General features: G+C 38.6%; 18 protein-coding genes. 17 read left to right on the top strand and 1 reads right to left on the bottom strand.

Features of this window, described 5'->3' with window-relative positions; all coding sequences use genetic code 11:
• The first annotated feature begins 3 nt into the window (after positions 1 to 3).
• From VMY36_00950 to VMY36_00940, 3 genes are read left to right on the top strand one after another with little or no spacing between them, the layout of a single operon-like run.
• Positions 4 to 1323, top strand: coding sequence for a sugar-transfer associated ATP-grasp domain-containing protein (locus tag VMY36_00950; GenBank protein HUV42456.1), 1320 nt, complete (start codon positions 4 to 6; stop codon positions 1321 to 1323).
• Positions 1324 to 2202 (top strand): ATP-grasp domain-containing protein, encoded by an 879-nt coding sequence (locus VMY36_00945; GenBank protein HUV42455.1) that lies wholly within the window; start codon positions 1324 to 1326, stop codon positions 2200 to 2202.
• Positions 2199 to 3014 (top strand): hypothetical protein, encoded by an 816-nt coding sequence (locus VMY36_00940; GenBank protein HUV42454.1) that lies wholly within the window; start codon positions 2199 to 2201, stop codon positions 3012 to 3014. Before VMY36_00945 ends, VMY36_00940 begins: the two co-directional genes overlap by 4 nt.
• Before the next feature lie 161 nt (positions 3015 to 3175).
• Here the strand turns inward: VMY36_00940 and VMY36_00935 are convergent, their stop codons facing one another.
• Positions 3176 to 3490 carry a MerR family DNA-binding transcriptional regulator gene (locus VMY36_00935; GenBank protein HUV42453.1) on the bottom strand — a complete coding sequence of 105 codons (315 nt, stop codon included), beginning with the start codon at positions 3488 to 3490 and terminating at the stop codon, positions 3176 to 3178.
• 563 nt (positions 3491 to 4053) lie between these two features.
• Between VMY36_00935 and VMY36_00930 the strand changes: the two genes are divergently transcribed.
• The 14 genes from VMY36_00930 (at position 4054) to VMY36_00865 (ending at position 14845) form a co-directional block, all read left to right on the top strand.
• Positions 4054 to 5325: an SH3 domain-containing protein gene (locus VMY36_00930; GenBank protein ID HUV42452.1), complete on the top strand. Its 1272-nt coding sequence runs from the start codon at positions 4054 to 4056 to the stop codon at positions 5323 to 5325.
• A gap of 59 nt (positions 5326 to 5384) precedes the next feature.
• On the top strand, positions 5385 to 5990 hold the full coding sequence (locus VMY36_00925; protein HUV42451.1) for a hypothetical protein: 606 nt from the start codon (positions 5385 to 5387) through the stop codon (positions 5988 to 5990).
• A gap of 82 nt (positions 5991 to 6072) precedes the next feature.
• Positions 6073 to 6879, top strand: coding sequence for a glycosyltransferase family 2 protein (locus VMY36_00920; protein HUV42450.1), 807 nt, complete (start codon positions 6073 to 6075; stop codon positions 6877 to 6879).
• Positions 6876 to 7790 carry a hypothetical protein gene (locus VMY36_00915; GenBank protein ID HUV42449.1) on the top strand — a complete coding sequence of 305 codons (915 nt, stop codon included), beginning with the start codon at positions 6876 to 6878 and terminating at the stop codon, positions 7788 to 7790. The genes VMY36_00920 and VMY36_00915 overlap by 4 nt, the downstream gene beginning before the upstream one ends.
• Positions 7790 to 8869 carry an aminotransferase class V-fold PLP-dependent enzyme gene (locus VMY36_00910; protein HUV42448.1) on the top strand — a complete coding sequence of 360 codons (1080 nt, stop codon included), beginning with the start codon at positions 7790 to 7792 and terminating at the stop codon, positions 8867 to 8869. The genes VMY36_00915 and VMY36_00910 overlap by 1 nt, the downstream gene beginning before the upstream one ends.
• Entirely contained in the window at positions 8851 to 9135 is a 285-nt protein-coding gene (locus VMY36_00905; protein HUV42447.1) for a GNAT family N-acetyltransferase, read from the top strand. Before VMY36_00910 ends, VMY36_00905 begins: the two co-directional genes overlap by 19 nt.
• A 35-nt stretch (positions 9136 to 9170) precedes the next feature.
• Entirely contained in the window at positions 9171 to 9794 is a 624-nt protein-coding gene (locus tag VMY36_00900; GenBank protein HUV42446.1) for a hypothetical protein, read from the top strand.
• The gene (locus VMY36_00895; protein ID HUV42445.1) at positions 9791 to 10777 is read left to right on the top strand and encodes a hypothetical protein; all 987 of its coding nucleotides are present in this window, start codon (positions 9791 to 9793) and stop codon (positions 10775 to 10777) included. Before VMY36_00900 ends, VMY36_00895 begins: the two co-directional genes overlap by 4 nt.
• Positions 10774 to 11445, top strand: a complete 672-nt coding sequence (locus tag VMY36_00890) for a hypothetical protein (protein HUV42444.1) — start codon at positions 10774 to 10776, stop codon at positions 11443 to 11445. Before VMY36_00895 ends, VMY36_00890 begins: the two co-directional genes overlap by 4 nt.
• A gap of 1 nt (position 11446) precedes the next feature.
• Positions 11447 to 12064, top strand: coding sequence for a class I SAM-dependent methyltransferase (locus VMY36_00885; protein HUV42443.1), 618 nt, complete (start codon positions 11447 to 11449; stop codon positions 12062 to 12064).
• Positions 12061 to 12867, top strand: coding sequence for a hypothetical protein (locus VMY36_00880; GenBank protein ID HUV42442.1), 807 nt, complete (start codon positions 12061 to 12063; stop codon positions 12865 to 12867). The genes VMY36_00885 and VMY36_00880 overlap by 4 nt, the downstream gene beginning before the upstream one ends.
• Positions 12864 to 13361 carry a hypothetical protein gene (locus VMY36_00875; protein HUV42441.1) on the top strand — a complete coding sequence of 166 codons (498 nt, stop codon included), beginning with the start codon at positions 12864 to 12866 and terminating at the stop codon, positions 13359 to 13361. Before VMY36_00880 ends, VMY36_00875 begins: the two co-directional genes overlap by 4 nt.
• Complete coding sequence (locus tag VMY36_00870) at positions 13351 to 13758, top strand: nitroreductase family protein (GenBank protein HUV42440.1); 408 nt, start codon at positions 13351 to 13353, stop codon at positions 13756 to 13758. The genes VMY36_00875 and VMY36_00870 overlap by 11 nt, the downstream gene beginning before the upstream one ends.
• A complete protein-coding gene (locus tag VMY36_00865; protein HUV42439.1) occupies positions 13751 to 14845 on the top strand; it encodes a glycosyltransferase in 1095 nt (364 codons plus the stop codon). Before VMY36_00870 ends, VMY36_00865 begins: the two co-directional genes overlap by 8 nt.
• Positions 14846 to 14859: the final 14 nt, after the last annotated feature.

Here is a 14859-nt window from a genome sequence, read left to right as displayed (position 1 = left end):
TTTATGGCAAAGACCTATTATCTCCTAGGTAAAAATGCCCGTAATCAAGTTTATCTCCGCTTTAATAAAAAAAGAGGGAGGAAGATTGCTGATTCTAAGCTTTTAACCAAAAAAATTCTCAGCAGGCATAATCTGCCTCATCCTAAACTTTACGCAGTTTTTGAGACAATTGAAGATTTGAATAATTTTCAATGGGAAAAACTACCAGGTAATTTCGTCGTTAAACCAAGTCGAGGCTTAGGTGGAGATGGAATTTTAGTCATTAAGAAAAAAGGCAAATGGGCAGGGGAATGGTATTTAATGGGAGATGAGAAGATTGATATCAGTCAAATCAGACAACATATTCTTGATATCTTTGCTGGGCGTTTTAGCCTTCATAATCTACCTGACAAAGCTTTTGTTGAAGAACGAGTTAAAATTCACCCAATTTTTAAAAGATATACTTATCGAGGGACACCCGATATTCGAATAATCGTTTTTAATAAGGTGCCGGTAATGGCTATGCTTCGTTTACCCACGCCTGAATCTCGAGGAAAGGCTAATCTCCACCAGGGAGCGATTGGAGTGGGAATTGATTTAGCTACCGGCATCACGACCTATGGCTTTTATAATGGCAGAAGAGTTAAGCTTATTCCGGGGACAAAGAAGAAAATTAATGGTTTAAAGTTACCTTTTTGGGAAGAAACCTTAATTTTAGCGGTTAAAATTCAGGAAGTTGTTTCTCAGTTAGGCTTTTTCGGAGTTGATATCATTTTAGATAAGGAAAAAGGACCAATGATTCTAGAACTTAATGCTCGACCGGGGCTAGATATTCAGAATGCTAATCTAGCGCCCTTACGAGGGAGATTAGCGAGGGTTGAAGGCTTAACAGTCGATGGAGCCGAAAAGGGGGTAAAGATTGCCCAAGACCTTTTTGCTGAGCGGTTTGCTGATAAAGTTCTTGCTAAAAAAGGGGCTAAAATTATTAATGTTCTCGAGGAAGTTAAGATTAAGGCGGCGAATAAGAAAACAGTCTCTGTTTTAGCAAAGATAGATACCGGAGCTCTAAGGAGCTCGATTGATAAAAAACTGGCCGAAGAATTGGGCTTATTGACTCCAGAGAACACGATTTTCACCCGTTACTATCAATCGGCTCTAGGTAAGAGGAAAGAAAGGAAAGTAATTAGTTTGACTTTTTACTTAAAAGGCAGGAGAATTAAAACCAGTGCTAGTGTTACCAGGCGTTCACACCTAAAAACACCTTTCTTAGTAGGTTTAAGGGACTTGATGGGCTTTTTAGTTAGACCAGAGCCAATAGAATCAGCCCAATTTAGGAGAATTTAAATGAAAATTGCCTTATTTTATCGAGTTTGGTTTGATACCGGAGAGAAATTTTTAGAATCCGCTAAAAAGGAAGGGATTGAATTGATCCCAATCCAATATGATGATTTGACCCTGAGACAAAAGGGGAACGAATTTAAAATTTTATATGAAGGTGAATCTTTAGCAGATTTTAATTTATTCTATTTTCGGGCAGTGGGAGGAGCGACAGAATGGGCAAACTTACTTATTCTTTATGCTCAGAGGCATAAAATTCCTGTTGTTGATGACTATTTAACTGATTTAGGCTTGGAAAAGAGAGCTAAGAGCATTGGTGGCGTTATTCTAGCTGGGGATAAGATTAATTATCCCAAAACAAGTTTTGCTTCCAATAAAGAAAGATTATTAGAGGAAGCTAAGAATTTTCAATATCCTTTTGTTTTAAAGATTTCTAAGGGAGGCAGACAGGGAATGGGAACTTTATTAATTAAGGATAAGGAAGTTTTAGAACGAGCCATTAAAGGAAGGATTGAAAAAACAGGCTTTTTGCTTCAGGAATACGTTCCTAACGACGGTGATTATCGATTAATGTTGATTGGTTATCAGGTTCTAGGCGGTTTTAAGAGACAGAAAAAAGAGGAAAAATTGGTTTTGAATCGTTCAGTAGGTTCATCAGAGGTTTTGAAAACAATTCCTCAGGCAATTAAAGAAGAAGCAGAGAAAGCTTGTCGAGCTTTGAAAGTAGAAATTGCTTCAGTTGATATGGTTTTAGACAAGCGAAATAATCAGCCAGTCGTTATTGAAGTTAATGAAGCCCCTCAGTTCGAAGTTTTTGAAAAGAGAACCAAGATTGACGTCGCCAAAGAAATCATTAGGTATTTGATTAAAAAAGCCCGAAAGTGAAGCTTCTTATTCTTACTCGCTTTCCACCTGAATATGAACCTCAGAGGCTCGCTCAATCTGCTAAATACAAGGGGATTAAACCAGAAATCATCAATTACCAAGATATAGAATTTAGCAAAAGCAAGCTTTTTTTACCCCAAGGTTTAGAGCTAGAGGATTTTGATTTTGTTATTCCTCGTTCAGCGGCTCATCGTCACAAAAAATCATTTCTAAGAGAAAAAATGGCCTTAATTAAAGCCTTACCCAGGAGAACTAGATGTTTGAATAAGGAAGCTTATTTGAGTTGGCCAAAGTTAGGTAAAATTAGACAAGCAGAGGTTTTGAAGGAGAATAATTTACCAACGATTCCTACTTTGGATAAGCCAATTTTTCCGGCTATTCTTAAAGCCGAGTTTGGCAGTCATTCAAAAAGAGTGATAAGAGTTGAAAATCAACCACAAATTGAGCAGGCAAAAAAATCCTATTCAGGTAACTGGTTTTACCAGCCATTAATCAAAACTCCGGTTTATTGGCGGGTGATTGTTTTGGGTAATCAATCTCTAGGAATCATGGAAAGAAAAACAAATGAGCGATTTGTTAATTCAGAAGAGGGGAAAGGACCAGAAGTTGATCAAAATGAGATAGAAAGTCTGGCTCTTAAAGCTACTAAAGTTTTTAAGGTTGAGTTTGCTGGAGTAGATTTACTAGCTGATAAAAAAAGATTAATGGTTATCGAGGTTAATCGCAGTCCTCAATTTAGGGTTTATGATAAGTTATGCAAAGTTAATGTTGCTGATAAGATAGTAAACTACTTAACATCAACTTCTAATTAAGGTAAAAAATATATCTACTTCTGTCCAATTCCTGCCAAATCAAATCTTATTTTTCCTGCCCAGGAAGGAGTAAAATATTTTTACTTTGGGATTCTGCGCAGGCAGTATCCTTTTCTTTCATATTTTTAATGAGAGGTTTGGAGATTAATTTTGCCTAACTTTTAGAGAAGGAAAAAGAGAAGAGGGAGAAAGATAGCCATGGTAGTAATTGCCGCGATTAAGCCTATTAGAAGCTGTTTTTTATTAGAAGATTTACCTTGAGATTCTGGTTTTGTTGGTTGACTAGCTTTCTTTTCTTCCTTGCCTTTACCTAGGATTTCGTTTAAGAGATCTTTCGAATAACGTCGGGCACCACCAGCTGTTCTTGTTGGGGCAGGAATTTTTTTAGCTTTTTCCCAGCGACGCAGAGTATCAGGGGAGACACCAAGATGTTTAGCCGCTTCTGAAATGGTAAACCAGTTCTTTTGATGTTGCATAAGATTAAAGAAAATAAAATAAAATGTACTAATAAAAAGAATAATCAATATTTATAACTTTGTCAAGGTTTAATCAAAAGTCTTTAAAAACTTGCTTATTTCTCTAAATATTGATCCTAGTGAAGACAAAAAGATTAAAAAATAATGAGTAAGGGTCGGGATCATTTAATGAAAAAAACGAAAGAATTGTTGGGACTGGACTTAAAGCCGATTAGTCTTCTGGTGGTAGGGCATAAGAAGGAAGGAAAAAATCCATAAATTTAATTAATTTTCCATACATTATCATCTAGTATGTCATGCTGATAACCATTGCGCCCTATCTACTCCGAGATTCTCACAAAACTCCTTTCTTCCTGCTGGTGACCTCCTGAATAATCCTTGCAAGATAAAGCTTAAAACCTTTTCTCCTTTAAAGCGAGTGTTTTGCCCTAATTTACCTAGCTTTTTTGATCGCCTTAATACTCCTTGCAAGATAAACCTTACATCTTTTCTCCTTTAAAGGCAGTTTTTTTAGCCTCAAATTGGTACTTGTAACCCCTTTGTTCGCATGGTAAGTTTGAAACATGACTGCTCAAGGCCTTAAAAAAACAAATAAAGGTAAAATTTACTTTCATGTCTACAATCGGGGGATTGCAAACGGAATCATCTTTAATGATAAACAGGATTACGAAGTTTTTCTTAGTCATCTGGAGGACTATTTGACTCTTCCCAAAAAATCTGAAGATCTCCAGAAAACCTTCACTGTCAAAGGGCGCGCTTTTCGGGGCGTACCGCATCAACCTAAAAATTATTTCAATAAAGTTGAACTAATTGCTTATTGTCTAACACCTGATCATTTTCATTTGCTCTTATGTCCAATCGCCAAAGACTCTCTTGAGGGTTTTATGAGGTCTCTATCAACAAAATACTCTATCTATTTCAATAAAAAATATCAGCGTCAAGGTTCTCTTTTCGGCGGACCTTATAAATCAGTATCTATCAATGATGCCACCTGTCTGCTAAACATGACTCATTACCTCCACCAACATCTCCAAGAAGAAAAAGGTAATAATTTAATTGACAGTTATTCATCTTATGCAGACTATTTGGGTAAAAGAAAAACTTCCTGGGTTAAAGCAAGTACCGTCTTATCATTTTTTGAAAATTTTAAAAATGAGTTTCTTAAAGGCATTAAAAGCTATAAAGATTTTGTTGAAAAATATAACCTCAACCAAAGGGAAAAAAGATTACTTGAAAGGATAATTATTGAAAAAGAATCAGGCTATCTTGAAAAGAATATGCTTACGCTTGCAAAGAGAAACGTTACCAGAGGAACAGTGGCTTACGCTCCATTAAAAATCTACCAAAGGATCCCTGAGTTTGCTGCCGCTTCTTTTTTCTTCGCGGTTCTTTTTACTTCTAGTTTTCTGAACATTCGGTTTTCCTCCACCCAAAGAAACAACCCTATACTCACTCTCATCCATCAGGCCTCGGAACAGGTCTCAACACAAACTTTGAAACAGTCTCTAACACAAGCTTTAGGACAGGCTTCAACACAAATTTTAAGACGGACTTCTACACAAACCTTGGAACAGGCCCCTACACAAACTCCGGAACAGACCTCAACGCAAATTTTAGGACAGACCTCAATGCTGGTAGTTAAAATTGATGAATCAGCCAGCGCTAACATTCGCCAAAGTCCAACAACTGATTCAAAAGTAATTGGTGAAGCTAAAAACGGTGACACTTTTGAATTTGTTTCCGAAAATTCAGGTTGGTACGAAATTAAACTCGATAATGGGTCAACTGCTTTTATATCAGCAAGCGTTGTAGAACTATTAGTAGAAGAAATATAAAAAAAGGTAAACTAATGCAACAAACACATACAAATACCGTCCTGAACAAAAGACATTTTATGTTTTACCCCATTTTTATCATTGCTATCTTGGCAGTGGTAGTTGCTTTTATCACTGCCGTTTCTTACAAACAATTGATCATTGTTGCTGTCTTCTATCCCTTACTAGTCTACTTTGGCTTAATCCTTTTTCCGCGGAAAGCCAATGTTATTCACTCCCAAAAATTATCAACCCCACCTCCATCAGTAAATGAAAAAAAAGAGAAGGCAGAGAAGCCCGTGATTGTCGATCTCGACAAGCGTGCCTTTCTCAAATTAGCCGCCGGTGCTGGCATTTCTTACTTCATCTACTCCATTCTTGCCAGAAAGACTGAGGGTTTGCTAATAGGAGGAGCTCCAGATTCAGGAGTCATGGCTCTCAAAGCCCCCACTGGCGAAACGATCCATCCCGCCGAAACTCAACCCACCGATGGTTATCAAATTGTCGAGATAGACGAAAGTGAAATCTCTTATTTCGGATTCATCGACACAAAAGGCAATTGGTTTATTATGAAAGAAGGCGGTGCGGGCTCTTTCCGTTATACCAAAGGCCAATCAAACTTTCCTAACAGCTGGAATATTCGAGAAAACCTGAAATACGATTACTATGATCGAGTCTTCCTATAAAAGATGAGAGCCGAATTTGCTGCCCCGGCAATCTTCTTAAAGTTGGGGCTTGTCTTATTAAGAGGGTGGAAAGAAATTAATAATGATAAATCTATCGGTGATCATTCCAAGTTACAAGGATCCTCTGCTCCAAAAGACGACCGATTCTCTATTGGCAAACTCTGTCTTGGGAGAAAGACTTGAGGTAATCGCTATTTTGGACGGCTATTGGCCCAACCCCCAATTAAAAGATGACCCCCGCCTAAGAGTGATTCATCTTGGCAAAAATCAGGGCATGAGGAACGCCATCAACTGCGGTATAAGAGTTGCTCGGGGCAAATACATTATGCGGACAGACGAACACGCCACTTTTGCCAAAGGCTATGACAAGATATTAACTTCCCAAATTAAACACAGCTGGATTGTTACCCCAAGACGCTACTTTCTGGATGTTGAGAAATGGGAGGTAATGGATATTCCCCCAGTTGATTATATGAAGTTAATTATCGGCAAAGTCAGCGATGGTAAAGGAGGCAAAACAGAAAAGTTTTCAGGTCTTAATTGGCCGAGGAGAGCTAAAGAAAGGAAAGAAATCGTGTTGGATGAAACGATGGCAATGCAGGGGTCTTGTTGGGTGATGAAGAAAAAATGGTGGGATGAGGTCATTGGCGAACTGCAAAGCGGAGGGTATGGAACCCACTACCAAGATTCACACGAAATGCAGTTCAAAACTTGGCAAGCGGGCGGAAAGTTGATGGTCAACAAAAACACTTGGCACGCCCACAAACACCGCAAATTCCCCCGGACTCATGGCTACGGTGGCCAAGAAGCTAGAGATGGGTTTGCTTACACTTTAAAAATTTGGCGTGATTATTATGAAAAAGAAATTGTACCTAAGTGGTTCAAATGAAATTTACTAACTACCAGTATTTAGAGGATGGGGTTAAAACTGATCTGACTGATAAACAGATTAACAGTAAGTTTTGGGGCAAAAGTAAGTGGAATAATTATGTCGTTCCCCACTTTAACGGGAACGTTAAAGGCCTAACCTATGTAGATATGGGTACCAATGCTGGTTTGTTTTTGAAATTTGCTGAAGATATGGGGTTTGAGAGAGTGGTAGGGACTGAATTTAATCCTGAAGCGGTTGAAAGAGGATTGGCTTATCAGGCCAAAGTTAGCGGTAGGTATAGTTTGAGATGTGGTCGGATGCAGGATTTGATCGATGCGATACCTGTGGCTGACTACATGTCCTTTATCAACTCGCACTACTATTTGTTGGTTCAGGAATGGCTTGATTTATTGGATATCCTCCAAAAAAAGGCAAGGTATTGCATTATCACCGCCATTCGTAAAAAAGAATACTTTTGTATGGCCTCAGGATATAAACATAATATCTTAAGGTATTTTAAAAATTGGGAGTTAGTTAGCCATGTTCCCCAACTCTCAACGGAGGACGATCCCCGCCCGAGGAGTTTGGAATCTTATTGCTTTAAAAACCCATGTTTAGAAAGGGTGGAACTAAATAAGTTGCTCAGGGGTAATCACGTTCAGGGAATGTATTATTCGGAATTAGACCAAGGAGTTCATCCTCTACAGACCAGATATTTTAAGATGTTTTGTAAAAAACACCGACGCAAGCCACGAGAGGATTTGGAAAAATGGATGTATGACAAGGTAAGAATGTATTGGGATGTTAAAAAGTTTGGCATCAAGGAGCCGATTATCGTTAATAAGCATTACAAAATCCTTGACGGCAACCACCGAAAGGAAATTTTGGAACATCTTGGTTACAAGACAACAATTGTAAGGAGGGTATAGTGATTCAGTTATTTCATCCACAAATATATAAAGAAGAATGGTTAGAGGAGTTATCCAAGATATTCGATACCAGATGGCTTGGGCAAGGACCGAAAGTAGAGGAATTTGAGAAAGCCTTTGGGAAGAAATTTGGCTATGGATATTGCCTAGGCGTAAATAGTGGTTCGGCTGCCTTGGAACTAGCATATCATCTTATCGGGATTGGGAGCGGTGATGAAGTTTTAACTGCTGTTTTTACTTGTACCGCAACTAATCTGCCGTTACTCCACAGAGAAGCCAATATTAATTTTTTAGATATTAACGAAGATTTTTTGGTGAACTATGATGATGTCAAGAAAAAAATAAGTAACAAAACAAAGGCATTGGTGGTAGTCAATTTGGGTGGACTTCAGGTTGATAAGAGAATCTTTACTATCGCCAAGCGTTACGGAGTGCCAGTTGTAATAGATGCTGCCCAGTCACTTGGAATAAGTGAGGACTATGGGGATTATATTTGTTACTCTTTTCAGGCGATTAAGCATTTTACTACTGGTGATGGTGGGATGTTGGTGGTTAGGAATAAACAGATTTACAATCGGGCTAAAAGATTAAGGTGGTTTGGTATTGACAGAGAAGCCAAAAAGCGAGCAGGGTGGAGATGCGTTGTTAATCACCAGATGGCTCAAGAAATTAAAGAGGCTGGTTATAAGTTCCATATGAACGATATCGCCGCCACCTTGGGATTAATAGGACTTAAATACACAGACGAAATCCTAGAGTACAGGAAAACTTTATGTGAAGCCTATATGAAAAAGTTATCCTCTTATAGGAAGATATGTGGTGGTTCTTATTGGCTATTTATGATTCTGTCAGACGAAAGGGATGAGCTAATAAGATACCTTCGAGAGAATGGCATTGAGTGCGACTTGGTTCAACTGAGGAACGACATCTTTGAAGTGTTTGGTAAGAAGAAACAGGAATTGCCGAATATGAATAGGTTGGAAGATAAGTATTTCTATCTTCCGCTTCATAGTCGGATAACGATAGAAGATGTTAATTACATAGGGGAGACATTTAATAAATGGAACAGCAAAAAATAAAGGTAAAAAGCGGGTCGTGTTTATGCACTTTCTATAACAATGGGAAGGCTAACGTGATGATAATAGATGTGGTTGAAGTCGAGAAGGCACATCGGAGAATGGGCATTGGAACTGAATTGCTTGATAAGGCATTGGCATTGGCTAAAGATAAAAATGTGGATTCAGTAGAATTGGTAGTGAATAAAGATAATCTACCAGCCAAAAAATTATATGAGAAGGTAGGTTTTACCAAGATAAATAAAGATTTTTACCGAAAACTACTATGAAGGATTTAACAATAATAATGTGTACACCAAACCTAGTGCCTGAAAAGTGGGCGGAGTTTCATAAGGAAAAACTATTGGAAGCGTCTGGTGGTTGCCCAATAATTACTATTTCACGCAAGCCATTAGATTGGGGAAAGAACTTGATTCAGACGGAATACGGGGTAGTAAATCTCTTTGAGCAAAAGTTAAGGGGGGCAAAGCTAGCTAAAACTCCCTACATAGCCATAGCAGACGATGACACTCTTTATCCTGAACAACACTTTCAATTTAGACCAAATAAAGAAGGGTTCTTTTACAATCTGAATAGGTGGCATCTTTTTACATGGGGGAGATCATACTATTTTCATAAGCCCCGTTGTGGTGGTGGGTTGATGATAGCCACTCGTAACGCAATAATAAAAGCAATTGAAAATAGGCTTCAAAACTTGGATAAGATGCGTCATGGTTTACATGGGGAATTAGGAGATAAACGGGTAATGCTTAAATATGATTTGATAAAAGCTGAAACATTTTATACCAAAGCGCCAGTAGTTAGTTTTTACCACCAGAAATCGATGGATAAATTAAATCAAAGAAGAAGAAAATATCCTTGGCCAGTAAGAGCTTATGATATTCCCATTTGGGGAAAAGCAAAAAATTTAAGGAGAAAGTTTGTATGAAAAAGACAATAGGAGCATTAATTGACGAACTGGGAATAACCAACATTAAAATATTTCATTTGGTCGATAAAGTTCAAAGAGATAAACGCACAAAAAAAGACGCCAAGGAACTTCAGGATTTAAAAAGATTTAGTTCAGAGCTGGTCAATGCTATCAACGAATATTTCGATGAAAGAAGGAATATCAAAGAAAGGATGATTAGCATTTTTTGGCCTAAGAAGCATGGAGGCTATCTTTCAACAGAAATAAGAGGATATCAGATGGCTAAGTTTTTGGGTGCCAGAATTAACCCAAAGAAAAAATACAAGAACGATGTCTGCATTTATCTTAAGCCAAGTAATTTAGACGATATTGAGGATGGCGACTGGGTAGATGTTTTGGATGGAGGCAAGTTTATTAAAAAGCTGAAAAAAAGACCAGGGATTAATTTAATCGCCGCCTCAAAGAGAAGTTACGATTGGCTGAAAAATCATTTAGCGAACAAAGTCGTTCTTATCCCTCATCACCACCTCAATTGGGAAGGGCAAAGAAGAGAACGGAAGGAAGTTAATACTTGTGGATATACCGGAAGCGTTTCGCCAATTGCGAGAGAAATATATGGGCGAATAGGGAGGGCCGTTAAAGAAATAGGTTTTGATTTTGTTACTTGTTTTAAGTTTGAAGGGAGGGAAGATGCTGCTAATTTTTACAAAAACATTGACATTTTGGTAATCGGGGGCTGGGAGTTGGGAGATCAGAGCATTCACAAAACACCCACTAAAATTATCAATGCCGCCTCATTTGGAGTTCCTACCGTTGCCTACCCGCTAAAAAGCTACAAAGAAATTGAAGGTTACTATCTGCCTGCCAACAATATGAAAGAACTGCTGGCAGGAGTTAAAAAGTTAAAAGCAGAATACGATCAATGGCCTGAAAAATTAATCAAAATGGCGGAACCATATCATATTGAAAACGTAGTCAAACTATATCAAAAGCTAACATGACGGCAACTATTATATACTACACTAGCAATCAGGAGCACCCTGAGTTTGAAAATAGGATCAAAGCAAACATTTTGAAAGTGACTGATTTGCCGATTATTAGCGTTTCTCAAGAACCGATTAACTTTGGGAAAAACATCTGCATCGGCAACGTGGGCGCTTCTAATTTTAATATGTTCAGGCAAATTCAAATAGGCTGTCAAAACACAAAGGCCGATTTCGTCATCTCGGCCGAGGCCGACTGCATGTATCCTCCCGATTATTTTACCTTCAGACCAAGAGAATTGGATCGGTGTTACCGAAACTCGAATGTCTATGTCATGGGTGATCACCGGAATTACTGGTTTTACAAAAAGGAAGGGGCAACCCACGCCCAAGTTATCGGCAGAAAATATTATCTAAAGGTATTAGGTGAACAGTTTAAAGGATTGCCTCAGTGGTCAGTAGAAGAAAAGAACTTTCCCAAAGAGAGAACAAAGAAAGACGATATTTTTGACAAGATTTATTATTGGAAAACAAAAAACCCTGTGTTTCAAGTTAAAACCCATCGGAGTATGAGGTACTATACCCATTCCGAAAGAGCGCCGATTTACGACTTGCCTTATTGGGGAAACGGCAAGAAAGTAAGGGCGAGTTTAATGAAAGGAGTGAAAGAAATTTACAAAAAATAGAATGAAAATAATTAAAGGAATTAAACACCAAGACAACCCTTTTGTGATTCCCGGTTCTTCACGAAATGATTTACCTGGCTTTTTTAAGGAAATGGGTTACCAAATCGGAGCAGAAATCGGAGTTTACAAAGGCTGGTTTTCTAGAAAGTTTTGTAAGGCGGGATTGAAAATTTACGCCATAGATTATTGGACACCCTATCCCGGCTTTGATCGAGTAGAAGACGCCCGAGTAGAGAGACAAGAATATCTTTATCATCGGGCTTGGAAACTTTTATCCCGTTACGAAAACGCTACCGTTGTGAGAAAAACCTCGATGGAGGCTTTAAAGAACTTTGAGAATGAGAGTTTGGATTTTGTTTATATTGACGGCAATCATATTTTAAAGTATGTGGCTGAGGACATTGATGGTTGGTCAAAGAAAGTCAGGAAGGGTGGGACGATTGCTGGACATGATTATATTCATCCAGAGGACTTTAAAAAGAGAAAGCAACCTTGGGCTTGGGAAAATATGCAGGTCAAGTTTGCGGTTGATGCCTATACCCAGGCTAATAGGATAAAGAATTGGTATGTTATTGGAAAAGACAGCGACCGTTGCCCAAGTTGGTTTTGGATCAAATGAAAAACTTACTAATTTACATCAGTCCAAACAGAAGTTTTGTAAGTGACCAGTACAACTGGAGTAGTGAGGTTGAGTCTTTGATAAAAATCCAGATTGATAACAGTTTGGAGTTGGGGTGGAAACGGAAAGACATTTTATTGGTGACCAGCTTTGATTACGAGTATGAAGGGGTTAAAGCATTGGTCATTGGGGATGATAATTTCAACCATATCAAACCGACAGCGACTAAAATTAATGCGATTATTACCCTGTATAACATGGGCATTATCAGCGATGATATTTTTTGGTATCACGACAACGATGCTTTCCAGCTCCAAAAAATAACTGAAGGCGAGGCGAAACAAATGCTTGATGGTTACGATTTGGCTTTGACTGATTACGGCAAGACGGTTATTCATTTTACGCTAGATAAAAGGTGGAGTACGGGAACGATATTCTTTGACACGAAGGCGGAATATATTTTCGATATTTGGAAGCGGACAACCGACGCCTATCGGGCTAACGAGGAAGTCGTCTTGCTGGACATTCTCAAGAAAAAAAGATTCCAATATTTGAAAAAGAGAATCAACCGAATCAACATCACCTATAATTTTGCGACCAGAAGAAGAGATATTGTTAAAACTTATGAGATTGCCGACAAACCACTGAAAGTGATTCACTTTCACCCCTTCGATAGGAGGCCGGTTGACCGGGAGTCAGAGAACGCTAATCTGGAAGTTTGCGTTTACGGAAAAAACAGGCTAGGCAAGCCATTAGTTACCAAAAGATTAAAAAAATTGTTCAAAAAAAATGGAATAATATGACGATTAAAATACACAGCAAGGAAGAAAAGACTTATATAGTGCTTGGTTGTCCCAACTCGGCGACTTCGTTTATTTCTAAACTCCTTGAAATAGGGGGAGTAAAGATGGGTAGTGTGAAGAAGGGTTTTAACTGGGATAGAAGGGGTGGAAAAAAAGTAAAAACATATAATAAGGATTTTTATGAAGATCCAGATTTTTTGAAACTAAATAAGTTAATGATCCGTCATCCTGATAAAGATTGGACACAAGAAATTAAGCAGTTAATTAAAAGAAAAAAGGCTGATTTTTGGGGCTGGAAAGACCCTAGATCGGCTTTTACGGTTGACAAGTATTTGCCCCATTTGAGCAACGACGTTTACTTAATCTGTTGTTTTAGAAAACCAAAAAAAATATTAAAAAGCTGGAAAGGAAAATACAACAAGAAATTGATAGATTCTTACAACAAAGCGATTATTGAGGCATTAATAAAGTTTTGTGAACTAGATGGAACTTAAAGAAGTAATTAAAAAAAGAAAATCAATTAGGGTATTTAAAGAAAAAGAAGTGCCAGATTTGACGAAGTTGATTGCTTTAGCCAAAACTGGGCCATCAGCCGGGGGAATTAGGGGTTTTGAGGTAATTGCCACCAAAGAAAAGGTTATTTCCTTAGACGCGCCGCTGTATCTCGTAATCTGTACCAACCCAGAAGCTTACGCCAAAAGGTATGGAGACAGAGGTAGGAATTTGTATTCAATCCAAGACGCGACTATTTGTGGTGCTTATTTACAACTGTTATTAGTTGAGATGGGTTTGGCCTCAGTTTGGATTGGGGCTTTTAGAGAAAGGAGGGTGGCAAAAGCTCTTGGCACTAATTTACGGCCAATAGCGGTTATTGCTGTCGGTTATGCGTGATTTGTCAATCTTAATACCAGCCAGGAATGAGGAATTCCTGGAAAACACGATCGAGGATATTTTAAAAAATATCGAGGCCGATACGGAAGTGATTGCTGTTTTAGATGGCCAATGGGCCAACTCACCCATAGAACAACATGATCGGGTGAGTCTAATTTATGTTAATCCGGCGATTGGCCAAAGGGCGGCTCAGAATCTGGCCTGTCGCTTAAGCCGGGCCAAATACGTGATGAAATTGGACGCTCATTGTTCATTTGATAAGGGTTTTGATAGAAAAATGATTGAGGCTTTCCGAAAAGTGGATGAAAAAGTGGTGATGCTTCCGGTGATGAGAAATCTGTGGGCTTATGACTGGAAGTGCTATAAATGCGGCAAGCGAGTTTACCAAGATCGGGAACCCAAATGTCCTGCTTGTGGGAACAAAATGAAGAAAAAAATGCTTTGGATCGGCAAAGAGCGGCCCCAGAGCGATTCCTATTGTTTTGACGCTCAACCCACATTTGCTTATTTTGGTGAATATCGCCGCCGGCCAGAATACAAAAAAGATAAGAAGGAGAAGGGATTAACCGAAATAATGTCAATTCAAGGATCATGTTTTATGTGTCTGCGTCAATTATATTGGGATTGGAATTTGTGTGATGAAACGCTTGGCAATTGGGGACATCAAGGCATTGAAGTCGCTTGTAAAACCTGGTTGAAAGGTGGCCGGGTGCTGGTTAACCACCAAACTTGGTATGCCCATATGTTTCGGACGAAAAACGCCACTTTTAGTTTTCCTTGGCCTGCTTCAGGTAAGGATCAGCACGAGGTCAGAAAAAAAGTCTGGGAACAAATCTTGAAGGGTTTGCCAGATCAGAAGCATCCGGTTTCTTGGTTGGTGGAGAAATTCTGGCCGGTTAAAGGTTGGACCGATGAAGATTTGAAAAAACTCAAAACTAAAGAAGCCAAACTCAGTTCAAAACATATCGCTACCAAACCGGCTAGGAAAAAATCATCCTTGCCTTCCTCCGGGGTGATTTTTTCGGCTCAATCCACTATCCAGCATCTAGAAATTGGCCTTGCCCATTATCGACGTCCGGCACAGTAACAATTTAATCAAAA

This window comes from Patescibacteria group bacterium, assembly GCA_035529375.1.
GTDB lineage: Bacteria > Patescibacteriota > Microgenomatia > PFEM01 > JAHIFH01 > DATKWU01.
Note: the sequence above shows the minus strand (reverse complement) of the source record. Positions and strands in the feature narration are given on the sequence as shown.